General features: G+C 65.0%; 23 protein-coding genes. 16 read left to right on the forward strand and 7 right to left on the reverse strand.

The window, feature by feature from the left end; all coding sequences use genetic code 11:
• Window positions 1–149: 149 nt before the first annotated feature.
• A complete protein-coding gene (locus tag ATO9_RS05875; protein ID WP_043746649.1) occupies window positions 150–890 on the reverse strand; it encodes a YebC/PmpR family DNA-binding transcriptional regulator in 741 nt (246 codons plus the stop codon).
• Window positions 891–1126: 236 nt separating this feature from the next.
• Between ATO9_RS05875 and ATO9_RS05880 the strand changes: the two genes are divergently transcribed.
• Together ATO9_RS05880 and ATO9_RS05885 are read left to right on the forward strand one after the other, a co-directional pair.
• Complete coding sequence (locus ATO9_RS05880; protein WP_043746652.1) at window positions 1127–1753, forward strand: MarC family protein; 627 nt, start codon at window positions 1127–1129, stop codon at window positions 1751–1753.
• Window positions 1754–1866: 113 nt separating this feature from the next.
• A complete protein-coding gene (locus ATO9_RS05885) occupies window positions 1867–3639 on the forward strand; it encodes an SLC13 family permease (RefSeq protein WP_043746656.1) in 1773 nt (590 codons plus the stop codon).
• A 7-nt stretch (window positions 3640–3646) separates the two neighbouring features.
• On the opposite strand, the gene ATO9_RS05890 is transcribed toward ATO9_RS05885, so the two are convergent.
• The 5 genes from ATO9_RS05890 to ATO9_RS05910 all read right to left on the reverse strand — a co-directional run bounded on the left by ATO9_RS05890 (window position 3647) and on the right by ATO9_RS05910 (window position 8707).
• Window positions 3647–5359, reverse strand: a complete 1713-nt coding sequence (locus tag ATO9_RS05890) for an SLC13 family permease (protein WP_420329714.1) — start codon at window positions 5357–5359, stop codon at window positions 3647–3649.
• 121 nt (window positions 5360–5480) lie between these two features.
• Window positions 5481–6410: a DMT family transporter gene (locus ATO9_RS05895; RefSeq protein ID WP_043746658.1), complete on the reverse strand. Its 930-nt coding sequence runs from the start codon at window positions 6408–6410 to the stop codon at window positions 5481–5483.
• Window positions 6407–7228 carry a TIGR00282 family metallophosphoesterase gene (locus tag ATO9_RS05900; protein WP_043746661.1) on the reverse strand — a complete coding sequence of 274 codons (822 nt, stop codon included), beginning with the start codon at window positions 7226–7228 and terminating at the stop codon, window positions 6407–6409. The genes ATO9_RS05895 and ATO9_RS05900 overlap by 4 nt, the downstream gene beginning before the upstream one ends.
• 107 nt (window positions 7229–7335) lie before the next feature.
• Window positions 7336–8127, reverse strand: coding sequence for an SseB family protein (locus ATO9_RS05905; protein WP_043746664.1), 792 nt, complete (start codon window positions 8125–8127; stop codon window positions 7336–7338).
• A complete protein-coding gene (locus ATO9_RS05910; RefSeq protein ID WP_043747382.1) occupies window positions 8120–8707 on the reverse strand; it encodes a uracil-DNA glycosylase family protein in 588 nt (195 codons plus the stop codon). Before ATO9_RS05910 ends, ATO9_RS05905 begins: the two co-directional genes overlap by 8 nt.
• 105 nt (window positions 8708–8812) lie before the next feature.
• Here ATO9_RS05910 and ATO9_RS05915 point away from each other — a divergent pair, with 105 nt between their 5' ends.
• From ATO9_RS05915 to ATO9_RS05940, 6 genes are all read left to right on the forward strand, one after another.
• Window positions 8813–9163 carry an ArsR/SmtB family transcription factor gene (locus ATO9_RS05915; RefSeq protein WP_052418135.1) on the forward strand — a complete coding sequence of 117 codons (351 nt, stop codon included), beginning with the start codon at window positions 8813–8815 and terminating at the stop codon, window positions 9161–9163.
• On the forward strand, window positions 9156–10205 hold the full coding sequence (locus ATO9_RS05920; RefSeq protein ID WP_043746667.1) for a permease: 1050 nt from the start codon (window positions 9156–9158) through the stop codon (window positions 10203–10205). The genes ATO9_RS05915 and ATO9_RS05920 overlap by 8 nt, the downstream gene beginning before the upstream one ends.
• 300 nt (window positions 10206–10505) lie before the next feature.
• A complete protein-coding gene (locus ATO9_RS05925; protein ID WP_043746670.1) occupies window positions 10506–11165 on the forward strand; it encodes an ABC transporter ATP-binding protein in 660 nt (219 codons plus the stop codon).
• The gene (locus ATO9_RS05930; protein ID WP_043746673.1) at window positions 11143–12942 is read left to right on the forward strand and encodes a KpsE/RkpR family capsule polysaccharide export protein; all 1800 of its coding nucleotides are present in this window, start codon (window positions 11143–11145) and stop codon (window positions 12940–12942) included. Before ATO9_RS05925 ends, ATO9_RS05930 begins: the two co-directional genes overlap by 23 nt.
• Window position 12943: 1 nt before the next feature.
• Window positions 12944–13777, forward strand: a complete 834-nt coding sequence (gene kdsA / locus ATO9_RS05935; protein ID WP_043746675.1) for a 3-deoxy-8-phosphooctulonate synthase — start codon at window positions 12944–12946, stop codon at window positions 13775–13777.
• 24 nt (window positions 13778–13801) lie between these two features.
• Window positions 13802–15298 carry a phosphomannomutase/phosphoglucomutase gene (locus ATO9_RS05940; protein ID WP_043746678.1) on the forward strand — a complete coding sequence of 499 codons (1497 nt, stop codon included), beginning with the start codon at window positions 13802–13804 and terminating at the stop codon, window positions 15296–15298.
• 75 nt (window positions 15299–15373) lie between these two features.
• Here ATO9_RS05940 and ATO9_RS05945 read toward each other — a convergent pair whose 3' ends face one another.
• Window positions 15374–15823 (reverse strand): nucleoside deaminase, encoded by a 450-nt coding sequence (locus tag ATO9_RS05945; RefSeq protein WP_043746681.1) that lies wholly within the window; start codon window positions 15821–15823, stop codon window positions 15374–15376.
• Window positions 15824–15884: 61 nt separating this feature from the next.
• On the opposite strand from ATO9_RS05945, the gene ATO9_RS05950 reads away from it, so the two are divergent.
• The 8 genes from ATO9_RS05950 to ATO9_RS05985 all read left to right on the forward strand — a co-directional run bounded on the left by ATO9_RS05950 (window position 15885) and on the right by ATO9_RS05985 (window position 23656).
• Window positions 15885–16883 carry a pseudouridine synthase gene (locus ATO9_RS05950; protein ID WP_081979465.1) on the forward strand — a complete coding sequence of 333 codons (999 nt, stop codon included), beginning with the start codon at window positions 15885–15887 and terminating at the stop codon, window positions 16881–16883.
• A 285-nt stretch (window positions 16884–17168) separates the two neighbouring features.
• A complete protein-coding gene (locus ATO9_RS05955; RefSeq protein ID WP_043746684.1) occupies window positions 17169–18056 on the forward strand; it encodes a 5-bromo-4-chloroindolyl phosphate hydrolysis family protein in 888 nt (295 codons plus the stop codon).
• Window positions 18057–18093: 37 nt separating this feature from the next.
• Entirely contained in the window at window positions 18094–19293 is a 1200-nt protein-coding gene (locus ATO9_RS05960; RefSeq protein WP_043746688.1) for a toxic anion resistance protein, read from the forward strand.
• A 7-nt stretch (window positions 19294–19300) separates the two neighbouring features.
• Window positions 19301–20278 (forward strand): DUF2927 domain-containing protein, encoded by a 978-nt coding sequence (locus ATO9_RS05965; protein ID WP_052418136.1) that lies wholly within the window; start codon window positions 19301–19303, stop codon window positions 20276–20278.
• A gap of 16 nt (window positions 20279–20294) precedes the next feature.
• Window positions 20295–21425 (forward strand): SPFH domain-containing protein, encoded by a 1131-nt coding sequence (locus ATO9_RS05970; RefSeq protein ID WP_043746691.1) that lies wholly within the window; start codon window positions 20295–20297, stop codon window positions 21423–21425.
• Between the two features lie 5 nt (window positions 21426–21430).
• On the forward strand, window positions 21431–21802 hold the full coding sequence (locus ATO9_RS05975; protein WP_043746694.1) for a nuclear transport factor 2-like protein: 372 nt from the start codon (window positions 21431–21433) through the stop codon (window positions 21800–21802).
• 63 nt (window positions 21803–21865) lie between these two features.
• Window positions 21866–22453, forward strand: coding sequence for a cytochrome b (locus tag ATO9_RS05980; RefSeq protein WP_052418137.1), 588 nt, complete (start codon window positions 21866–21868; stop codon window positions 22451–22453).
• A 117-nt stretch (window positions 22454–22570) separates the two neighbouring features.
• On the forward strand, window positions 22571–23656 hold the full coding sequence (locus tag ATO9_RS05985) for a TFIIB-type zinc finger domain-containing protein (protein ID WP_043746697.1): 1086 nt from the start codon (window positions 22571–22573) through the stop codon (window positions 23654–23656).
• The last annotated feature ends 6 nt before the right edge of the window (window positions 23657–23662 follow it).

The raw sequence follows: 23662 nt of genomic DNA on the forward strand, positions 1-23662 counted from the left end.
GGCCCCGTGTCCGGCCCGAAATCGCACCGACGCAATACCGACGTGATACCGACGTAATGCCGATGTGAAATTTCGGGTCTTTTCAAAAGGAAAGGCCCGGATCCTGCGATCCGGGCCCAAACCCACCGTACGGTGCGCAACAGCTCGGGTCAGAGCTGTTCCATCACCTCGTCGGACGCTTCGAAGTTCGCCGTGACGCGCTGCACGTCGTCATCGTCTTCCAGCGCCTCGATCAGCTTCATCAGCTTCTGCATGTTCTCGAGGTCCATGTCGGTCGTGGTGGTCGGCTTCCAGATCAGCTTGGTCGATTCACTCTCGCCCAGCTCGCCTTCCAGCGCCCCCGACACGTCGTTCAGATCGGTGTCCGCGCAATAGATGATATGCCCGTCTTCCGAGCTTTCGACATCTTCCGCCCCGGCCTCGATCGCGGCCATCATGACGGTATCCGCATCGCCGACTTCAGCCGGGTAGACCACCTCGCCCTTGCGTTCGAACATGAAGCCCACGGACCCGGTTTCGCCCAGGTTCCCGCCGTTCTTCGAGAAGGTCGAACGCACGTTCGATGCCGTACGGTTGCGGTTGTCGGTCATTGCCTCGACGATCACCGCCACGCCGTTCGGGCCGTAGCCCTCGTAGCGGATTTCCTCGTAATCGTCGCCGTCGCCCGCCTGGGATTTCTTGATCGCGCGTTCGATCACGTCCTTCGGCACGGATTGCGATTTCGCTTCCTTCACCGCGAGGCGCAGGCGCGGATTCTTGTCGGGATCGGGATCACCCATCTTGGCGGCAACGGTGATCTCCTTGGAAAGCTTGGAGAAAAGCTTGGACCGCGCAGCGTCCTGACGCCCTTTGCGGTGCTGGATATTTGCCCATTTGGAATGGCCGGCCATGGTGCCTCCGTGGCATGAAGTCCGAATGTCGATTGATCTGCGCTTCTATATGTCAAGCGAGGATGGCGGTGCAAGTGGGCCGCGCCGTATCCTCCTTGATAGCAGGCATTTCACGGCACGATCCGGGCCGCACGCAGCGTCAGAACCGCCCGTTCCGCGTTTGCCGTTTGCGCCGCATCGCGAAACCTGTGATGGAGGTGACGCCCCTTCCCTCCACCCCTCTGACATCGCGGCCCATGAACTCCCTCTTCGAGCAATTCGTCATCCTGTGGGTCGTCATCGACCCGATCGGCACCATCCCCGTCTTCGTCGCCGTCACCGCCGGAATGCCCTCTGCCGCGCTGCGCAAGACGGCCATCCAGGCCGCGCTGGTGGCGACGCTGGTGCTGGGCTTCTTCCTGGTGCTGGGGCAGTTCCTGATCGACGCGCTCGGCATCTCGCTGCCGGCCTTCCAGATCGCGGGCGGGGTAATCCTGTTCCTCTTCGCGCTGACGATGATCTTCGGGCTGAATTCCGGTTCCAACGGGGTGGAGCAGGAACGCGGCGACGGCATGCCCGCGATCTTCCCCCTCGCCGTACCCTCGCTGGCGTCACCCGGCGCGATCCTGGCCATCGTCCTGCTGACCGACAACAACCGCTTTTCCATTCCCGAGCAGGCCGTTACGGCGGCGATCATGGTATCGGTGATGATCATCGCCCTGCTCTTCATGCTGACCGCCGGCCCGATCCTGCGGGTGATCCGCAAAAGCGGTGCGGCCATCGTCAGCCGGGTCATGGGCATGGTCCTGGCCGCCGTCGCGGTCGACAACGTGATCGAGGCGATCTTTCAACTGGTCGCCGAAGGTCCCTCCGCCCCGCTCTGATCCTGCGCCCCGGTCGGGCATCCGCACGGAACGGCACTAAGCGCATTCCAAGCCCAACCCGACCCCGCGCAATATCCGCGTGACCTTGCCGAGGGCAACGCTATTGTCCCCGCATGGATATGGATCAGATCATTCTCTTTTCGCTGTTCGGCGGGGTCTTCGGCTTCTTGCTCTGGGGGCGCTGGCGCTATGATATCGTTGCCTTTTCCGCGCTTCTTCTGGGCGTGGTTCTTGGGGTGGTCGAGGTCGACAACGCCTTTTCCGGCTTCGGTCATCCGGCCACGCTGGTGGTCGCGCTGGTCCTGATCGTATCCGCAGGGCTGGTCCGGTCCGGGGCGGTCTACCTGATCACCCGAACGCTCGTGGACAGCACCCGTTCGCTTGGCACGCATATCACGATCATGGGCGGGATCGGCGGCGTGCTGTCGGCCTTCATGAACAATGTCGCGGCCCTTGCGCTGTTGATGCCGGTGGACATCCAGACCGCGCGCAAGGCGGGCCGTGCACCGGGCCTGTCGCTGATGCCGCTGAGCTTTGCGACGATCCTGGGCGGCATGGCAACGCTGATCGGCACGCCCCCCAACATCATCATCGCCACGATCCGCGAAGACAGCCTGGGCGAGTCGTTCCGCATGTTCGACTTCGCCCCCGTGGGTGCGGTCACGGCGCTTGTCGGCCTGGCCTTCGTCGCGCTGTTCGGCTGGCGTCTGATCCCCGCGCGCGAGGATGCAACGGTCCAGGGCAAGGACCTTGCCCCCTACGTCGCCGAACTAACCGTGCCCGAAGGCAACAAGCAGATCGGCGCGCGGGTCGGCGAATTGTCCGAGGCCGCCGAGAAGTCCGACGTCGCCATCATCGGTCTGATCCGCAACGGAAAACGGCTGTACGGCAACGCGCGAAACAATGTGATCCAGGCCGGCGACGCCCTGGTGCTGGAGGCCACGCCCGATGCCCTGGACGAATTCCGCGCGGCCCTGTCCCTCGCCTTTTCCGATGACCGGCGCGAAGAGTTGTTGAAGGCCGATAGCGAGGGCCTCGACATGATCGAGGTCGTGGTGAAACCGGAAAGCCGCATCAACGGCAAGACAGCGCAATCCATCGGCCTGTCCTGGCGCCAGCGGGCCGTGGTCATGGGCATTGCGCGCCAGGGCCGTCGGATCACCTCGCAGGTGCGCAAGACCACCGTGCAGCCCGGGGATATCCTGCTGATCCTCGTGCAGAAAGATACCGGCAGCGATGTGGCCGACTGGCTGGGCGTGCTGCCGCTGGCCGACCGGGGACTGGCCGTGACCCAGGACAGCAAGACCTGGGCCGCCATCGGCCTGTTCGGGGCGGCGGTCGCGGCGGCGAGCTTTGGCCTGATCTACCTGCCCATTGCCCTGGGGATCGTCGTGGTCGCCTATGTCCTGATGCGGATCCTGCCGTTGCAGGAGCTGTATGATCACGTCGAATGGCCCGTGGTCGTCCTGTTGGGGTCGATGATCCCATTGGGGCAGGCGCTGGACAGTTCCGGGGGCACTTCGCTGATCGCGGAGAACCTGATCTGGCTGACCGATGGCTGGCCCGCCTGGGCGATCCTGGCCGCGCTGATGGTGGTGACGATGTCGCTGTCGGACGTGCTGAACAACACCGCCACGGCGATTGTCGCGGCCCCAATCGGCATCCAGATGGCGCAGGGGCTGAACGTGTCGCCCGACCCGTTCCTGATGGCCGTTGCTGTCGCCGCGTCCTCGGCCTTCCTGACGCCGATCGGGCACAAGAACAACACGCTGATCCTTGGCCCCGGCGGCTATCGCTTCGGGGATTACTGGCGCATGGGCCTTCCGCTGGAGATCCTGGTGGTCGCGGTGTCGATCCCGGCGATTCTGGTGTTCTGGCCGCTCTGAGCGGGGCTTACAGCGGCCAGATCAGGGGGATGACCGCCGACACGATCAGGCCCATCGACAGGTTCAGCGGGATGCCGATCTTCATGAAGTCGGTGAACTTGTAGCCGCCGGGGCCGTAGACCATCATGTTGGTCTGATAGCCGATCGGCGTCGCGAAAGAGGCAGAGGCCGCCACCATCACCGCGATGACCAGCGGCCGCGGATCGACCCCGATGGCCTGCGCCAGCCCGATGGCAATGGGGGTCACGACCACGGCGACGGCGTTGTTCGACACCATTTCCGTCAGGACCGAGGTCAGCAGGTAGATCGACCAGATCACGAAGAAGATCGGCAGGTCCATCAGGAAGGGCGACACGGCCTGCACGATCAGCTCCACCGCGCCGGTATGTTCCAGCGCCGCCCCGACCGCGAGCATGGAAAAGATCATCGCCAGCAATCGCCCGTCGACATAGGAAAACGCCTCGTCAGCGTCGATGCAGCGGGTGACCAGAACCAGCGCGACGGCCAGCACCGTCAGCATGAAGATCGGCGCCACGCCAAAGCCCGCCAGCGCCACGATGGCAAAGAGCGCGATGATCGCGATCGGGGCCTGTTCGCGGCGGAACCCGCGGGCCGAAGGCTGCGAGACATCCACCATCTGCATGTCCTGGGACAGGCGGCGAATGTCCTCGGGCGCGCCTTCCAGCAGCAGGGTATCGCCCACGCGGACAACGGTTTCATCCAGTTGCCGCCCGATATTCTGGTTCCGGCGATGCACGGCCAGCACGTAGACACCGTAGCGGCGGCGCAGGCGCAGCGATCCCAGTTCACGGCCCACCATGGTGCAGCCGGGGGTGATCAGCGCCTCGACGGTCGTGGTTTCCACGGCCGAGATCTGATCGACCCGCTTGAGGCTCTTGTTGCGCTGCAGGCTCAGCAATTCGGAAATCTGAGAGCGCAGGACGACCCGGTCCCCGACCTCGAGAACGACGTCCTTGAGGTTGCGGCGCAGCGACACGTCGCCCCGAACGACGTCGATCAGCCGCACGCCCTCGCGCTTGAACAGCTGCACGTCCAGCACATCGCGGCCCACGAGGTTCGATTCGGGCGGGATCACGGCCTCGGTGAAGAACTTCATCTTGGAGCGGTCAGACAGAAGTGTCGCCATGCTGTCCCGCTTGGGCAGCAGGAACGGCCCCAGCACGCCGAGGTAGAGCATCCCCCACGCCACGACGACCAGGCCGATCGGGGTCACCTCGAAGATCGAGAACGGCTCCATCCCGCGGGCGCGCGCGACACCGTCGACCAACAGGTTGGTCGAGGTCCCGATAAGGGTCAGCGTGCCGCCCATGATCGCCGCGTAGGACAGCGGGATCAGCAGGCGCGAGGCCGACGCGCCCAGCTTGCGCGCCAATTGAACGAAAACCGGGATCATCACGACGACCACGGGCGTGTTCGCCACAATGGCCGAGGCCACGATGACAAAGGCCAGAAGCGCCGCGATGGCCACCTTGGGCCGTGTCGCGTAGCTTTCGGCCAATTGCGTGAAGGCATCCAGCGCGCCGGTTCGGACCAGGGCGCCCATGATGATGAACATCGCGCCGATGGTCCAGGGCGCCGGGTTCGACAGCACCGACAGGGCGTTGTCGTAGGGCAGCAGGCCAAGGGCCAGCATCAGTGCCGCGCCGGTGACGGCCACGACTTCTGCCGGGTAGATCTCGCGCACGAACAGCGCGAACATGACGATAACCACACCCAGGGTCAGAACGGCGGCCCCGGTCTGGGACACGTTCAGGAATTCGATCACGTCAATGCTCCGGCTTCTGGTCTGACGGGACGCATCACAGCGCGCCGTCGCCTATCTAGGCGTCTTGGCCCGCTTCGGGCAAGGCCGCTCTTGGTTTGAGCTCAGGTCGGGGTTGGACAAGCGCCATTCCCACCAGCATCAGCGCCAGTGCTGCCCAGATCTGAGGCGCATAGCGTTCCCCCAGCAGCAGCATCGACCAGACCAGCCCGAACACCGTCACCAAGTAACTGACCTGCACCGCAAAAAGCGGCCCCGCGCGGCCCACCAGCCAGACATAGCCGGTATAGACCGCCGCATGGACGGCCGCCGAGACGATCAGCGCAGCCTCCGGCTTGCCGATTTCCGCGGGCAGGATGAATTGCCCCATGGCCAGTGCCGCGGGCAGCGCGGTCACAGCACCTATGCAGGAGGCCAGAAACAATGTCTGCACTGCGTCCATCCGGTAGGTGCCGAATTTCGCGACGACATTGCCCTCCAGCGCGTAGAAGGCTGGGGCAATCAGAGCGACGGGGATCCAAAGGACCATGGCCGGGTCAGGCAGGCTGGCCTCGGGCAGCGCGATCAACAGGACGGCGACCAGCCCGGTCGTCAGCCCGGCAAAGCGGCGCAGGCTGAAATGATCCGTCGCCATGGCCATCGCAATCGGAAAGCTGATGATCGGCACGAGGGAGAGCAGGATCGAAAGCACCCCCGCCGGCAGATGCACCGCCGCGCGGTAGGACGCGACCGCCGGCAGCACGGTTCCGATCAGCGCAATGACGAGGGCCATGACCCATTGGTCGCGGGTAGGCCGGAACAGGCGACCCGTTGCGGCGCAGATCGCGCCCAGGATCACCGCGCCGATCAGCGCCTGCCAGAACACCAGGCCCAGCGGTTGATACCCGGTGCTGACCGCGATCTTGTTCAGGGGCTGCGTCAGCGCCCAGCCCGCCCCGATGACGATCAGCAGGAGGGTCAGGATCAGGGTGGTCCGTCGTCCGCTCACACCGGGCCGGGGCCGGACTGGGCCAGCCGCCCGCCCTGGCGCACCATCTCGACCCGCTTGGCCAGGCCCGTGCGGTCATCGGTTTCGACGTAGATACCCGACAGCGTGGCCTCGCCCTTGGCGGGTTCATAGCGGCCCTTGCCCATGCCGGTGACGAAGCGGCGCAGCGGCTCGGCCTTGTCCATGCCGATTACGGAATTGTAGTCACCGCACATCCCGGCATCGGACATGTGGGCTGTGCCCTTGGGCAGGATCTGTGCGTCCCCCGTGGGCACATGGGTGTGGGTGCCGACGACGAGGCTGGCCTTGCCGTCGCACCAATGGCCCATGGCCATCTTTTCCGACGTCGCCTCGCAATGGATGTCGATGATCGACGCCTGGACCAGCCCGCCCGGCGGATGCGCTTTCAGCAACTGTTCGATGGCCGAGAACGGATCGTCGAAGGCCCGCTTCATGAAGACCTGGCCGAGGATTTGCGCCACCAGCACCTTGCGCCCGCCCGGCGCGTCGAAGATGCGATAGCCGCGCCCCGGTGCGGACTTGGCATAGTTGATCGGCCGGATGATCCGCGATTCGCCCTCGATGAAGGTCATCATGTCCTTCTGGTCAAAGGCATGATCGCCCAGCGTCAGGCAATCCGCCCCGGCATCCAGCAACAGCTTGGCATGATCGCCCGTCAGCCCGGCCCCGTTCGACGCGTTCTCGCCGTTGACCACGACGAAATCGAGCTTCCAGGCCTCCCGCAGCTTGGGGAGGGTTTCCGATATGGCCGTCCGTCCGGTGCGGCCCACGACATCGCCGAGGAACAATAGTTTCATGACTTCACGGCTTAGTCATCACCGCGCGAGAGGGCAAGCGAAAGGGCCGCCCCGAAATGCAGGTCGCGAGTTTGCGGTGCGGGATGCGGCACCTGGCCGGCCGTGGATCACTTCAGGATCGGCGGTTTCTCAGGGTCGCTGCCGGGGGCCGGGCGCACGACCTCGGACACCTTGGCGGGTTCCGGCAGGTCGAAGCGCAGACCGTGGCGGGCCAGCGCCGCTGCCGCAGGGTCATGCGCGGCGAAGAAACCGACATCCATCACCCCGGCCTCCAGCCCCGAAAAGGTCAGCGCCTCTCCGGCGGCCTTGGCCAGCGCGGCACGGGCGCCGTCCTCCGCGTCGATGAAGGCCAGAAGGTGGCCGCGCGCGCCGCTTTCGCCAACCGTGCCGACCAGGAAGGCCTGCCGGGCCAGGCCTGCGGTCATCGCCAGCTTCTGGTCCAGCGCGGCCAGCAGGTCTTCGGGCAGACCGGCGGGGCGGGTGAATTCGGCAATGCGTTCCTCGACCTCCGAAGGTGCTTCGGCCAGCGTCGCAGCCAGCCAATCGACCGCATCGGGCGGGATCAGGATCGAGGACGGCGCGACTTCCAGGTTCAGGCCCAGCCCGATCCCCTGCCCTGCCAGCATGCCAGCGATGGCCCGGCCCGACAGGCCCGCATAGGGCACCGCGCGACCGGCGAAGGTGGAGAGCCGTTCCTCCCGGTCGAAGACCAGCACGTAGGTCGCCTCGGGCAATTCGAACAGTTCGGGCGAGACGCGGTCGTCCTTCGCCTCTTCGGTCAGCATCAGGAACAATTCGCTGTCCGCGAGGCGTTCGTAGAAACGCAGCCGGGCGCGGTCGTCGTCGGGCGCGGCCTGCATCGCGTCATGGGCGGTATCGAGCGGGGTCAGTTCAGTCACCAAGCGCCTCCTTCACCTTTTGCCGCAGCACGGGCAGCAGGTCGGTTTCGAACCAGGGGTTCTTCTTCAGCCACCCGGTATTGCGCCAGGACGGATGAGGCAAGGGGATCGCGTCCGGCAGATGGTCGCGGAAGCCGCGCACCGTCTCGGTCAGCGGCCCCTTCCGGCCCAGGTGGTATGCCTGCGCATAGGCCCCGATCACGACGCGCAGGCGCAGGCCGGTCAGCCCGCCGATCACCGCATCGTGCCACGTCGTGGAACAGATCGGCGGCGGCGGCAGGTCCGACCCGCGCGCATCGTAGCCGGGAAAACAGAATGCCATCGGCACCACGGCCACGCGGTCGAGGTCATAGAACGTGTCCCGGTCGATCCCCAGCCAGTCGCGCAGCCGGTCGCCCGAGCGGTCGTCGAAGGGTCGCCCCTTTTCATGCACCTGCAATCCCGGCGCCTGCCCCGCGATCAGCAGCCGGGCGGAGGGGCGGAACCACGGCACCGGACGCGGCTGGTGCTGCGTCTTCGTGGCCGCGAAGCGGGCGGTACAAAGGCGGCAGGCGCGGATATCTTCGGCAAGGTCGGTCACGGACGGGATGATGCATCGGTCCGCGCCAGGGTCAAACAGAACCATATTTCGAGAAATATGAAAGTATCCCTTGCATCCGGGCGTAACTTCGATATTTCTAGAATCATGAAAACGACTCAGACAGACGACCTGCGCCTCGAACGCGCCGCCTCAACCTTCGCCGCGCTTGGCAGCGAGCAGCGCCTGACCGTGCTGCGCACGCTGGTGCGCGCCGGCCCCGAGGGCGCGACGATCGGCGAGTTGGGGGAGCGTACCGGGATCACCGGGTCGACCCTGACGCATCACATGAAGATCCTCGCCCAGGCGGGGCTTGTGACCCAGGAAAAGAAGGGCCGCAGCATCATCTGTGCCGCGGTCGCCTATGACGAATTGCACGACCTGGCCGGGTTCCTGCTGCGCGAATGCTGCGCGGATGCCCGGCCAGGTATCACGCCGGAGGACCATGATCATGGCTGACACGACGCATTCCCACCCCTCCGCAGGCCCGTCGCTGTGGAAGCGGATCGACAAGGCCTGGCTGGCCAGCGGGGTTCTGATCCTGCTGCTGGTGATCTTCGACACCGCCCAGACCGGCCCGACCCTGCGCTTCGCGATCGAGGCGCTGCTGGGCACCGCACCGATGATCGCTTTCGCGGTGCTGTCGATCGGGTACCTCAAGGCCAGCGGGGCGGAGACGATGATCTCCCGCGCGTTCACGGGCCGCGAGGCGACGATGATCGTGATGGCCGCGCTGGCCGGGGGGCTGTCGCCCTTCTGCTCCTGCCAGGTGATCCCCTTCATCGCCGCGATGCTGGCGCTTGGCGTGCCGCTGTCGGCCGTCATGGCCTTCTGGCTGGCCTCGCCGCTGATGGACCCGCCAATGTTCTTCATCACCGCGGGCACGCTGGGCTTTGATTTTGCCCTGGCCAAGACGCTGGCCGCCGTGACCATCGGCCTGGCGGGCGGGGCGCTGACAATGCTGGCCAAGACGTCCCCGGTCTTTGCCGATCCGCTGCGTGAACGGCCCCAGGTCGGTGGCTGCTGCGGGGTCAAGAAACCGTTCGAGGGCAAGCCGGTCTGGAAATTCTGGGGTGAGGCCGACCGCCGCGCGACCTTCCGCGACGCCACGGTCGAGAACACGGTCTTCCTGCTGAAATGGCTGACCCTGGCCTACCTGCTGGAATCGGTGATGATCACCTATGTCCCGGCCGAGATGATCGCGGGCGTGGTCGGCGGCACCGGCATCGGTCCGATCCTGCTGGGCGCGTTGGTCGGGGCACCGGCCTACCTGAACGGCTATACTGCGGTGCCGCTGGTGGACGCGCTGTTGACCCAGGGCATGTCGCACGGCGCGGCAATGTCCTTCATCATCGCGGGCGGCATGACCTGCATCCCCGCCGCGGTCGCGGTCTGGGCCCTGGTCAAACCGCGTGTCTTTGCCGCCTATGTCGGTTTTGCCTTCGCCGGCGCCGTTCTGGGCGGCCTTGGATGGGGTCTTTTCTCCACGCTGATCGCATAAGGCATCAAGATAGAACAACTGAAGGGGCGGCCTGCGGGTCGCCCTTTTTGCCGATCAGGCGGGGCAAGGCGAAGGGATGACGTCACGGCAGAGTTGCCGGCCCGCGAACCATCCCACGACAATACCTTGAAAGTTAACGAAACTTGGCACAATTGCGCCATCTTTCTGGCGATTTCGCCACATTTTCGCCGTGTTAGCTTGGCATCAGTGGCAGAAATCAGCAATATTGCGCCAAAACCCAAAGGTGCCGTTAATAATGCTCCGCTAAAGGAGTGCGGTAGAGCAGAACCGGAGCGAGCGATGCTCGAGTTCGACAATGTCAGCAAGTCCTTCTGGACAGGCTCCCAACGAAAGGTGATCCTCGAAAAGGTCTCCTTCCGGGTGGAGCTTGGGCGTTCGCTGGGCATTCTGGCCCCCAACGGCACCGGCAAGACCACCCTGATCAACATGATGGCAGGTCTGGAAAAGCCCGACGAAGGTGAAATTCGCCGCCTCGGCCGCATCTCCTTCCCGCTGGGGTTCATGGGCGGCGTGGTGAACAAGCACTCCGCAATGGAAAACTCGCGCTATATTGCGCGGATCTACGGGCTCGACCCCGACTACGTGGAGGCCTATTGCCGCTGGCTCTGCGGGCTGGGGGAATATTTCGACCAGCCGCTGGGCACCTATTCCACCGGGATGCGCGCGCGGTTTTCCTTTGCGCTGCTGCTGGCGCTCGATTTCGACATGTACCTGATCGACGAGGGCATGCCGGCCTCCACCGATGTGGAGTTCAACCGCAAGGCGGGGGACATCCTCAAGGAACGCCTGCGCACGACGACTGTCGTTATCGTGTCCCACGATCCCGAAACGTTGAAGAAATTCGCCAGCGAAGCCGCGGTACTGATGGGCGGCCAATTGTACATGTTTGATTCCTTGGAAGAAGCGAAAGAGCTCTATGACTACGAAACCCAAGGCTAAGAAATTCCGCATCCGCCGCAACAGCGTGGACGAGCAGCCGCAGACCGCGGCGCGCCCCGAAACCGATCAGGATGACACCGCGCAGGCCGCGCCTGCCCAAACCGCGCCCTCCGCTTCGGACGTCGCGCGCCGCCGGGCCGCCGCGCTGGCCGCGCTGAAGGCCCAGCAGGGCGAACAGGCCGGCACCCGTCGCCCCGCCCGTCCCGAAGAGGCACCGAAAGGCACCGACGTCGCGGCCCGCGGCAAGGCCCCGGCCCCGGCGCCGGATCAGGATCAGCCGCGCGATGGCGATGTCGCCTCTGCCGGCGAGGTGCAGTCCGAAACCGATATCGACGCGATCCGGCAGGAAGGCCTGACCGGTCGCCAGCTGCGCATGGCGCGGCGCGTCGCGCAGAAACACGGGCTGGCCCCGACCTCTGATTTCGACGCGGTGCGCCAGTTGCGGTCACGCGGGATCGACCCGTTCAAGCCGACCAACATGCTGGAACTCGTCGTCCCCGGGTCGAAGGATGGCGGCGACAAGGGTGATGCGGGCGACGCGAAACTGCCCGCCAAGACGAAACCGAACCTGCCCAAGACGATGCCGCTGGGCGATGCGCAACTGCCCTCGACCGAGGTCAGCCCCGCACAGCGCCGCGCGCAGGAGATCATGTCGATCCAACGCGACATCGCGCGCCGCCGCCGCCGCCGCCTGTTCCTGCTGTTCACGCGGCTGTCCTTCTTCGTCTTCGCCCCGACGATCCTGGCCGGGTATTACTTCTTCGTCGTCGCGACGCCGATGTATTCGTCGAAATCCGAATTCCTGATCCTGCAGGCCGACAGCACCGGTGGCACCGGCCTTGGAGGTCTGCTTCAGGGCACGCAATTCGCGACCAACCAGGATGCGATCGCGGTGCAGTCCTATCTGGAATCCAAGGACGCCATGGTTCGTCTGGATCAGGATATCGGCTTCAAGGATCACTTCAGCCAGCCCTGGATCGACCCGATCCAGCGCCTGGTCGAGAACCCCTCGAACGAGGAAGCCTACAAGGTCTACCAGAAATACGTGAAGATCGGCTACGACCCGACCGAAGGCGTGATCCGCATGGAAGTGTCTGCGGCAGATCCGCAGATCGCCGCCGATTACTCCGACCGGCTGATCCACTATGCCGAGGAACGGGTCGACGAATTGTCCCGCCGCAAGCGCGAGGACAGCATGAAATCCGCCCGCGAAAGCCTCGCCAGCGCCAAGGCGGAACGCCGCGAAGCGCAGGAGGCGTTGGTCCGCCTGCAGGAATCGAACTTCATCGACCCCGAAGCCTTCATCGCGTCGCTGCGGTCCCAGATCAACAATTACGAGATCCAGTTGCAGGAAAAGCAGCTGCAATTGCAGGCCCTGATCGACAACCGTCGCCCGAACCAGGCACGCGTCGACGGTGCCCGCGGCGACATCCGCCGGCTTGAGGCGCTGCTAGACGACCTGAACGCCAAGATGTCGGACGCCACCAGCGGCGAAGCCTCGCTCGCCGAGAAAGCCGCACGCGTCCAGATGGCCCAGGCCGACCTGGCGACCGCGGATCTCTTCCTGCAATCGGCGATCACCAACGAGAAACAGACCGAGATGGAGGCGAACCGCCAGGTCCGCTACCTGACCACATCGGTCAATCCCGTCGCGGCAGAGGACCCCTCTTATCCGCGCAAGTTCGAGAACACGGTGCTTGCCTTCTTGATCTTGTCGGGGATCTACCTGATGTTCTCGCTGACCGCGTCCATTCTAAGGGAACAGGTATCCTCCTGATATGAAGACCATTGATATCGGCGCACTCCGCGTCGGCAACGACCAGCCGTTGACCCTGATCGCCGGCCCCTGCCAACTGGAAAGCGCCGATCACGCCCAGATGATCGCCGGCACGCTGGCCGAGATCTGTGCGCAGGCGGGGACCCAGTTCATCTTCAAGGCCTCCTACGACAAGGCCAACCGCACCTCCGTATCCGGCAAACGTGGCCTTGGGATGGAGGACGGCCTGAAGGTCCTGCAGGGCGTCAAAGCGGCGATCGGCTGTCCCGTCCTGACCGACATCCACACCGAGGCCCAATGCGCCCCGGTGGCCGAGGTCTGCGACGTGATGCAGATCCCCGCCTTCCTGTGCCGCCAGACCGACCTGTTGCTGGCCGCCGGACAGACCGGCGCCGTCATCAACGTCAAGAAGGGGCAATTCCTGGCCCCCTGGGACATGCCCAATGTCGTGGCAAAGATCGAAAGCACCGGCAATGAACGGATCATGCTGACCGAACGCGGCACGTCCTTCGGCTACAACACGCTGGTTGCCGACATGCGGTCGCTGCCGCAGATGGCGCAGGGCGGATACCCGGTGGTCATGGACGCCACCCATTCCGTGCAGCAGCCCGGTGGCCAGGGCGGATCGTCCGGCGGCCAGCGCGAGTTTGCGCCGGTCATGGCAAGATGTGCCGTTTCTTTGGGCATCGCCTCGGTTTTCATCGAAACCCACGAAGACCCGGACAATGCTCCCTCTGACGGACCGAACATGATCCCGTTACAACAGATGGGCAAATTGGTTGACACGCTGATGGCCTTTGACCGATTGGCAAAGGCGGACCCGGTCCGTTTGTGAAGAAAATTATTGGAAGAGATTAAAGTGACCAAACCGATTGCCGACGTCACCCCGAACACCTGGGAATTCCTGCGCGACCCGATGATGAAGCCGACAGGCTTCCGCGAATACGACGCACGCTGGAAATACCCGGACGAGATCAACCTGCCCGGCATGACCGCCCTTGGCCTGGGTCTTGGTACCCAGATGCACAAGCGGGGCATCAAGCCGGTCATCGCGGTCGGCAACGACTACCGGGATTATTCGCTGGCGATCAAGAACGCGCTAATCCTGGGCCTGATGCAGGCCGGGATCGAGGTGAAGGATATCGGCCCCTGCATCACGCCGATGGCCTATTTCTCGTCCTTCCACCTGGGCGGCTGCGCTGTCGCCATGGTCACTGCCTCGCACAACCCGAACGGCTGGACCGGGGTGAAGATGGGCTTTGACATGCCCCTGACCCACGGCCCCGACGAGATGGGAGAGCTGAAGGACATCGTGCTGGAAGGCAAGGGCGAGCCGCGTCCCGGCGGGTCCTACGAATTCGTCGATGGCGTCTGGGATGCCTACATGGACGACCTGGTGGGCGATTTCAAAATGTCCCGCAAGCTCAAGGTCGTCTGCGCCACCGGTAACGGCACCGCGGCGGCCTTTGCGCCCGAAGTGTTCAAGCGGATCGGGGTCGAGATCGTCGATAGCCACAATACGCTCGACTACACCTTCCCCAATTACAATCCGAACCCCGAAGCGATGGAGATGCTGCACGACATGGCCGACAGCGTCCGCGCGTCCGGTGCCGACATGGCGCTTGGTTTCGACGGCGATGGCGACCGCTGCGGCGTGGTCGATGACGAGGGCGAGGAGATCTTTGCCGACAAGGTGGGTGTCATCATGGCGCGCGACCTGTCCAAGCTCTACCCGAACTCGACCTTCGTGGCGGATGTGAAATCCACCGGCCTCTTCGCCTCCGACCCCGAGCTTCAGGCCAATGGCGTGAAGGCCGATTACTGGAAGACCGGTCACAGCCACATGAAGCGCCGCGTGCACGAATTGGGCGCCCTGGCGGGCTTCGAGAAATCGGGCCATTACTTCATGGCCGAACCCGTGGGGCGTGGCTATGACGACGGCATGCGTGTCGCGGTCGAGATCTGTAAGCTGATGGACCGCAACCCGGACATGAAGATGTCGGACCTGCGCAAGGCGCTGCCCAAGACCTGGTCGACCCCGACCATGTCGCCCTACGCGGCGGATACCGAGAAATACGACATCCTCGACCGGCTGGTCGAGAAACTGGTCGCCAAAGGCGAAGCCGGCGACACCTTCGCGGGCCGCGCCATCAAGGAAGTCGTGACGGTGAACGGGGCCCGCGTGATCCTGGACAACGGGTCCTGGGGCCTGGTGCGCGCCTCGTCGAACACGCCGAACCTGGTGGTGGTCTGCGAAAGCTCTGACAGCGAAGAAGAGCTGCGCGCGATCTTCAAGGAGATCGACGACGTCATCCGGACCGAACCCTCGGTCGGCGATTACGACCAGACGTTCTGAACCGCTACGGCCCCTGCGAGGGCCGTGACCGGCACCAACCCGGCGTCGTTTCGCACGGGTTGGTGCCCATGGCGCCTACCGCCGCGCTGCGAAGAACTCTTTCAGCAATGCCTCGGACGCCGCCCCGGCAATGCCGTCGTAAACCTCGGGCACGTGATGGCATTGCGGATGGGCAAAGACGCGGGGCCCCTGCGCGACACCGCCCGATTTCGGGTCGGACGCGCCATAATATAGCCGCCGCAGCCGCGCCGCACCGATCACGGCGGCGCACATAGGGCAGGGTTCCAGCGTCACGTACAGATCATGGTCCGGCAACCGCTCGGACCCGGTAGCGGCGCAGGCCTCGCGGATCACCAGCATCTCGGCATGGGCCGACGGGTCGGACAATTCGCGCGTCCGGTTGCCGGCGCGGGCAACGATGGCTCCGTCCGGCCCCACCAGCACCGCACCCACCGGCACCTCGCCCCGGGCGGCGGCGGCGCGCGCCTCTTCCAGCGCCTGATCCATGAACGACGTGAACTCCATATGCCCTGTTGCCCCACACTCCGTTCTTTCGCAAGCATCGGAAAGCGGGTAAGTCCCGGACATGACGCAGACACCCGACACCCCGAAGACCCCCGCCGGAGACCGGATCGCCAAGGTCCTGGCCCGCGCCGGTATCGCGTCGCGCCGCGAGGCCGAAAAGATCATCGAGGCGCGCCGGGTCACCGTGAACGGCAAGGTGATCGACAGCCCCGCGCTGAACGTGACCGACCGCGACAGGATCGAGGTGGACGGCAAACCGCTGGCCGCGCCGGAACCCGCGCGCCTGTGGCTCTATCACAAGCCGACCGGGCTGGTGACGACCAACAAGGACGAACAGGGCCGCCCGACGATCTACGACAACCTGCCCGAGGACCTGCCCCGGGTCATGTCGGTCGGACGGCTCGACCTCAATTCCGAGGGCCTGCTGCTGCTGACCAACGATGGAGAGCTGAAGCGCAAGCTTGAACTGCCCTCCACCGGCTGGCTCCGGCGCTACCGGGTCCGGGTGAAGGGCAACCCGACCGACGCCACCCTGGCCCCCCTGCGCGACGGCGTGGTGGTGGATCGCGAGACATTCCAGCCCATGCAGGTCACGCTCGACCGCCAGCAGGGCGCCAATGCCTGGCTGACCGTCGGCCTGCGCGAGGGCAAGAACCGCGAGATCCGGCGCGCCATGGAAAGCGTCGGGCTAAGCGTGAACCGGCTGATCCGCGTGTCCTACGGGCCGTTCCAGCTGGGCCAGCTGGCCGCCGGTGACGTCGAAGAGGTTCGTCGCAAGGTGCTGCGCGATCAGCTGGGCATGGAAGACGAGATGCCCGCGCCGCGCCCCGGCCACAAGCGACCGATCCGCAAGAAGGGCAAATCCCTGGCCGGCAAGCCCGGCCCGGCAAAGCCCGAGACCGCTGAAAAGGCCCGCCCCGGTTCGAAACCCGGCCAGAAAACGGGCAAACCGACGCTCAGAGGCCGTGGACGGCCTGATCGCGGCGGCTCGGGCGGGCAGGCCCCGTGGGATAACGGTCCGGGCCAGAAGCCGTCGCGCCGCAAGCCCCGCAAGGATTGACCGCAGCACAGCCGCTGCGTGCAACTGGCGCGAAATGCTCAATCATTTGGCGAAACCGGCCAATTGCGATGTCGGGCGCTGGCCATGCGCGGGAAGGTGTCAAAGTACCGCCATGGAACCGCAGTAAACCTAGGCAGGGGGTGCCATTGGTGCTACGCATCCCCATATTAACCGGTACGCCAGACACAAGGGGGGCGACATGACCGGCAGCGGATTACAGAAATTGGCCTTTTTCCTTCTGGTGGCCCTGACGCTTTACGCCACCCTGACGGCGTCGGGGGTGTAATGGCACAACGGTTCGGCGGAGAATTCAGCCCCCAGGGCAAATCGGACGATACCCGGCCCACGCAGCCCGGCGGATCATTCAAGGGCGCCACGCGCACCCGCGCCGGTGGCCGTGTCAACCTGTTGTTCCTGGCGCCGTTTCCCCTGATCTGGAAGGCCTTCACCTCGGGGCCCGTGGACATGGCGCAATACCTCGTCGCCTTCGGCGCGCTGATCCTGGCCGCCTGGATGACCCGCGAAGGCATCAAGGCGCAGGAAGCCTACGAGGCACGCAAGGTCGCCCGCCGCCCTGCCCTCCCGCGCAAGATCCTGGCCTCGCTGCTGACCGGGGTCGGGCTGGGCATTGTCGGCATCGTCGGCCATGGCGTGATCGAGGCCGGCATTTTCGCGGTCCTCGGCGCGGTCCTGCACAGCTTTGCCTTCGGCTTCGACCCGCTGCGCGACAAGGGGATGGAAGGGGCCAACCTGCACCAGACCGACCGCGTAGCCCGCGCCGTCGACAAGGGCGAGGCTCATCTGGCCGCGATGACCGACGCGATCAAGCGGGCGCAGGACCGGCGCCTCGAGGCGCGGGTCGAGAATTTCCAGACCGTGGCACGCGACCTGTTCCGAACCGTGGAAAACGACCCCCGCGATCTGACCGCGGCGCGCAAGTATATGGGCATCTACCTGCAGGGCGCGCGGGACGCGACGGTGAAGTTCGCCGATCTCTACGCCCGCACGCGCGATGCCCAGGCCCGGGCCGATTACGAGGCGCTTCTGACCGACCTGGAGCAGAATTTCGCCGCCCGGACACAAAAATTGTTGTCGGACGATGCCACCGACGTGACCGTTGAAATAGAAGTGTTGCGGGAGAGACTGCAACGTGAGGGCGTCCGCCCGGATTAATCGGCCCCGTGCCGGCAAAAATATCGGAGTAAGCCACATGTCCCAGAACATTCGTTCCAAGGCGGAAGAGACCCTCAAGGATGTCGAGGAGGTCAACGCCGTCATTCTGCCCGAACCCAAACCCGCCGATGCGCTGGTGCCGATGGCCGATGCGGACGAACCGACCGCCGCCGAGATCACCAAGCGGATGGCCGAACTGGACATGACCGATACCGGGTCGATCGTGCGCTTCGGATCGGGCGCCCAGGCAGAGCTGCAGGAGATCTCGCAGGCGATGCTTCAGGACGTCCGCAACAAGGATGTCGGCCCGGCCGGGGACAGCCTGCGCAACATCGTCACCACGATCCGCGGCTTTTCGGTGTCCGAACTGGACGTGCGCCGAGAACGGTCCTTCTGGGAAAAGCTGCTGGGCCGCGCCGCGCCCTTTGCCAAGTTCACCGCCCAGTTCGAAGAGGTGCAGGACCAGATCGACAAGATCACCGAGGATCTGCTGGGCCACGAACACACGCTTCTCAAGGATATCAAGTCGCTCGACCTGCTCTATGAAAAGACGCTGACCTTCTACGACGAACTCGCGCTCTACATCGCTGCGGGCGAGGAAAAGCTGAAGGTGCTGGACGAAAGCGACATCCCCGCCAAGGAAGCAGAGGTCAACGCCGCCCCCGAAGGCGAACAGGTGATGAAGGCGCAGGAGCTGCGCGACCTGCGCGCCGCCCGTGACGACCTGGAACGCCGGGTGCATGACCTGAAGCTGACCCGCCAGGTGACGATGCAATCCCTGCCCTCGATCCGCCTGGTGCAGGAAAACGACAAGTCGCTGGTCACCAAGATCAATTCGACCCTCGTGAACACCGTGCCCCTTTGGGAAACCCAACTGGCCCAGGCCGTCACCATCCAGCGTTCCGCCGAAGCCGCCGCCGCCGTGCGCGAGGCCAACGACCTGACCAATGAATTGCTGACCTCCAACGCCAAGAACCTGCGCGAAAGCAACAAGATGATCCGCGAAGAGATGGAGCGCGGCGTCTTCGACATCGAGGCGGTGAAACAGGCCAACGCGGACCTGATCGGCACGATCGAGGAAAGCCTGCAGATCGCCGACGAAGGCAAGGCCCGCCGCGCCGCGGCCGAAGAAGAGCTGAAGAAGATGGAATCCGAACTGCGCGACACGCTGGCCTCGGCCAAGGCCCGTGGCGACGGTGTCGGCGACAATGCCGCAACCGCGGTCCCGGCGAACTGAGGCAGCGATGCGCAGGCTGGCACCACGTTTCCGGCGCGCACGCGCCACCGGGATGGCCCTGTCAGGGCTGGCCCTGCTGACGTCGTGCCAGCTGATCGAACAGCCCTCGTCGCTGAAACCGCAGGCCCGGCCCGCGAGCCTTAGCCAGCCGCGCCCCACCGTGCCAGAAGGCCCTTCGGCGGAAAGCGAATTTCTGCGCCAGTATTACGCGTCCTTCCAGGCGGACCTGCTGACCCAGGGCCTGCTGCGACAGGATGGTGGAGGGGCCGACACACCCTTCACCGCACGGGAACTGGCGCGCAATTTCGAACAGATCGCTTTCTACGACGAATATGCGCGTGGTGGCGGGTTGCGGTCCGGCAATGGCGCGCCCAGCTTCCTGCGGCGCTGGCCCGGCCCGGTGCGGATCACCGCGGAATTCGGCGACTCGGTCCCCAAGCGCATCCGCGACAAGGACAACAGCACCATCCGCGGCTACACCTCGCGGTTGGCCCGCCTGACCGGCCATTCGATCAGCTACGTCAACAGCGGCGCCAATTTCCACGTCCTCGTCATGGGCGAGGATGACCGCGACGACGTGGTCAAACGGGTGCAGGAACTGGTGCCCAACATCTCGGCCGGGTCGCTGGGCATCTTCCGCCGGTTGCCGCGCACGATCCATTGCCTGGTCGTCGCCTTTTCCACCGAGGACAGCGACGCGGCCTATGGCCAGGCGATCGCGCTGGTGCGGGCCGAACATCCCGACCTGATCCGCCGCTCCTGCTATCACGAGGAAATGGCGCAGGGGCTGGGCTTGGCCAATGACAGCCCGCAGGCGCGTCCGTCGATCTTCAACGACGACGACGAGTTCGCCCTGCTGACGACCCATGACGAGATGCTGTTGAAGATGTTGTACGATCCCCACCTCACTGTCGGCATGCGCCTGGAGGAGGCCCGCCCGATCGTGGCCGACCTGGCCCGCGAGCTGACCGGCGGGGACAGTTGAACCAAGGAGGCCTGACATGGGCATTTTCGATTTCCTGAGCGGCGAATTCATCGACGTCATCCACTGGACGGACGACACCCGCGACACCATGGTCTGGCGGTTCGAACGTGAGGGACATGAAATCAAGTACGGCGCCAAGCTGACGGTGCGCGAAAGCCAGGCCGCCGTCTTTGTCCACGAAGGGCAGCTGGCCGATGTGTTCACCCCCGGGCTCTACATGCTCGAGACGAACAACATGCCGATCATGACGACGCTCCAGCACTGGGACCACGGCTTCAAGTCGCCTTTCAAGTCCGAGATCTACTTCGTCTCCACCAACCGGTTCACGGACCTGAAATGGGGCACAAAGAACCCGATCATGGCGCGCGACCCCGAGTTTGGCCCGGTCCGCCTGCGCGCCTATGGCACCTATTCGATCCGCGTCACCGACCCCGGCCGCTTCCTGACGGAAATCGTCGGCACGGACGGCGAATTCACGATGGACGAGATCAGCTTCCAGATCCGCAACATCATCGTGCAGGAGTTTTCGCGGGTGATCGCAGGCTCCGGCATTCCGGTGCTCGACATGGCCGCCAACACCGCCGATCTGGGCAAGCTGGTCGCCAAGGAAATCAGCGGCACCATCGCCGAATACGGGCTGGAAATCCCCGAACTGTATATCGAGAACATCTCGCTGCCCCCCGCTGTGGAAGAGGCGCTGGACCAGCGGACCTCCATGGGGATCGTCGGCGATCTGAACAAGTACACCCAGTTCTCCGCCGCCGAAGCGATGAGCGCGGCCGCCAGCAATCCCGGTGGGGATGGCGGCATGGGCGCGGGCCTCGGCATGGGGATGGGCATGGCGATGGCCAACCAGATGGCACAATCCGGCCCCTGGGGCGCGCGCCCCGCACAGGCCGCACCGCAGCCCGCAGCAGCACCGGCCCCACCGCCCCCGCCGGTCGAACATGTCTGGCACATCGCCGAGAACGGGCAGACCCATGGCCCCTATTCCAAGGCCGACCTGGGCCGGATGGCGACCAGCGGCAAGCTGACCCGCACCACCCATGTCTGGACCGCTGGTCAGGACGGATGGAAACACGCGGAGGACGTGGCAGAGCTGGCCCAGCTCTTCACGATCATGCCGCCGCCCCCGCCCCCGGCCTGAGCCTCGTGACTCAGGTCACACGCTCCGCCGATTGCGCCAATTCACCCAAGAACGCCCGGGCCGAGGATATCGCCCTGGCGATCATGGGCGAAGGCCGGCTCGACCCCGCCTTGCTGGCAGAGAATGCCGTCTGGGAACGCCCCGGCGGCGCGCTGACCGGCCCGGATGCCATCAGCACGGCCCTTGCGGGTCTCGCGCCATCGCAGCAGATCGCCGTCACCCAGGTCATGACCCATGGCAAAAGCGGATCGGTGCTGGGCACGCGCATGGATCAGGACGGGGCAAAGCACCTCTTCTGTCACGTGATCAAGTTCAGCTCGGCCGCGGCGAAACAGGTGGCGCAGATCGTCAGCTTTGAACATCGCGGCAAGGGTTAGGCCGTGGATCGGTCGGGCGTGCCAAGATGAAACCAAAGCAACCGCCCCGCCGTATCTGACAGCATGAACAGCCCGACGTCGCCTTCCCCCGCCCTGCGCGCCCGTATCGCGGCGCGCCTGCCGCATCGGCGGGTGGCGTTGAAATGGCTGCACTGGACGATGGTGCCGCTGATCATCTGGTTCCTGATCGTCACGCCGGACGTGGCGCTCAGCATCGGGGGCCGCACGGCCTTCCTGATCCATTCCAACGTCGCGCTTTTCTTCGTCACCCTTTCGCTGCTGTGGTTCGCCGACCTGATGCGCCGGGGCCTTGCCGGACGCCCGGGGCCCAAGCTGCCCCCATGGGCGCGCCGCGTCCATCGCTGGCTGCATCTCTCGCTGATCTGGGGCCTGTTCCTGGTGGCGCTGACCGGCTTCCTGCTGGGCCTGACCTCGGCGACGCAGCTGCGCGCAGGCGGCTTCCTGCCCTTCGCCCCGCCGCTTGGCCTGCGCGACGCGAACGAGATCATCGGCACCATCCACATCTACGAATTCTACCTGTTGGCAGCGATCGTCCTGCTGCATGCGGGGTTCCATATCTGGCGCCATGTCCGCCTGCGGGACAACGCGCTGCGGATCATGGTACCGCGCCGGTTCCATCGCTACCTCTGAGGCCCCTTTGGACCGGCGCAGGAGGGCAGCCCCGCCTGTGCCCGACCCACCCGCAAAAGCAGGTTTTCCCCGCCCGTTAACCCGTCTAGGTTCGCATCAGGCGGACGGAGGGGTGCCATGACCGAAGATCACCGTTTCCCGTGTCCCAATTGCGGCGCGGATTACCGGTTCGACCCGGATGCCGGTCAATTGGTCTGTGACCATTGCGGCCATTCGGAACCGATGCATGAACCCCGCGCCCGAAACACCACCATCGAAGAGCTCGACTTCAACGCCGCCCTCTCGCAGACGCTGCCAGAGGCCGAGATCGAGGAGACCCGCGTTTCCAAATGCCCCAATTGCGGCGCCGAGGTCGAGTTCGACGCCGACACCCATGCCACCGAATGCCCGTTCTGCGCGACACCCGTGGTCACCGATACCGGCACGCATCGCCATATCAAGCCGCGCGGCGTGCTGCCCTTCCGCCTATCCGAACGCGAGGCCCAGAAGGCCATGGCCGATTGGCTGGGCCGGCTTTGGTTCGCGCCCAACGGGTTGAAGGACTATGCCCGCAAAGGGCGCAAGATGGATGGCATCTACGTCCCCTACTGGACCTTCGATGCCGACACGAAAAGCCGCTATTCCGGGGCGCGCGGCACGATCTACTACGTCACCGAAACCCGGATGCGCGATGGCAAGCCCGAACAGGTGCAGGTGCAGAAGATCCGCTGGACGCCCGTCTCGGGTCGGGTGGCGCGGTTCTTCGACGATATCCTGGTGCTGGCCTCGAAATCCCTGCCCAAGAAATACACCGACGCGCTGGAACCCTGGGACCTGTCCGAACTGACCCCCTATTCGCCGGAATTCCTGGCCGGTTTCCGGGCCGAGGGCTATCAGGTCCAGCTGGAAGAAGGCTTTGCCGAGGCGCGCGCCATCATGGACCGCACCATCGACCGCGACGTGCGCTTTGACATCGGCGGCGACCGGCAGCGGGTGAACGGGATCGAAACGCAGGTCTCGGACGTGACCTTCAAGCATATCCTGCTGCCCGTCTGGATGGCCGCCTACAAGTTCCGCGGCAAGACCTACCGCTTTGTCGTCAACGGGCGCACCGGCCGGGTGCAGGGCGAACGGCCCTGGTCCGCCTGGAAGATCGCCCTGGCCGTGATCGCCGGCCTCATCGTGGCCGGGGTCGTCGGCTACGTGATCGCAATGAACCAATAGGATACA

This window comes from Pseudooceanicola atlanticus, from assembly GCF_000768315.1.
GTDB classification, from domain to species: domain Bacteria; phylum Pseudomonadota; class Alphaproteobacteria; order Rhodobacterales; family Rhodobacteraceae; genus Pseudooceanicola; species Pseudooceanicola atlanticus.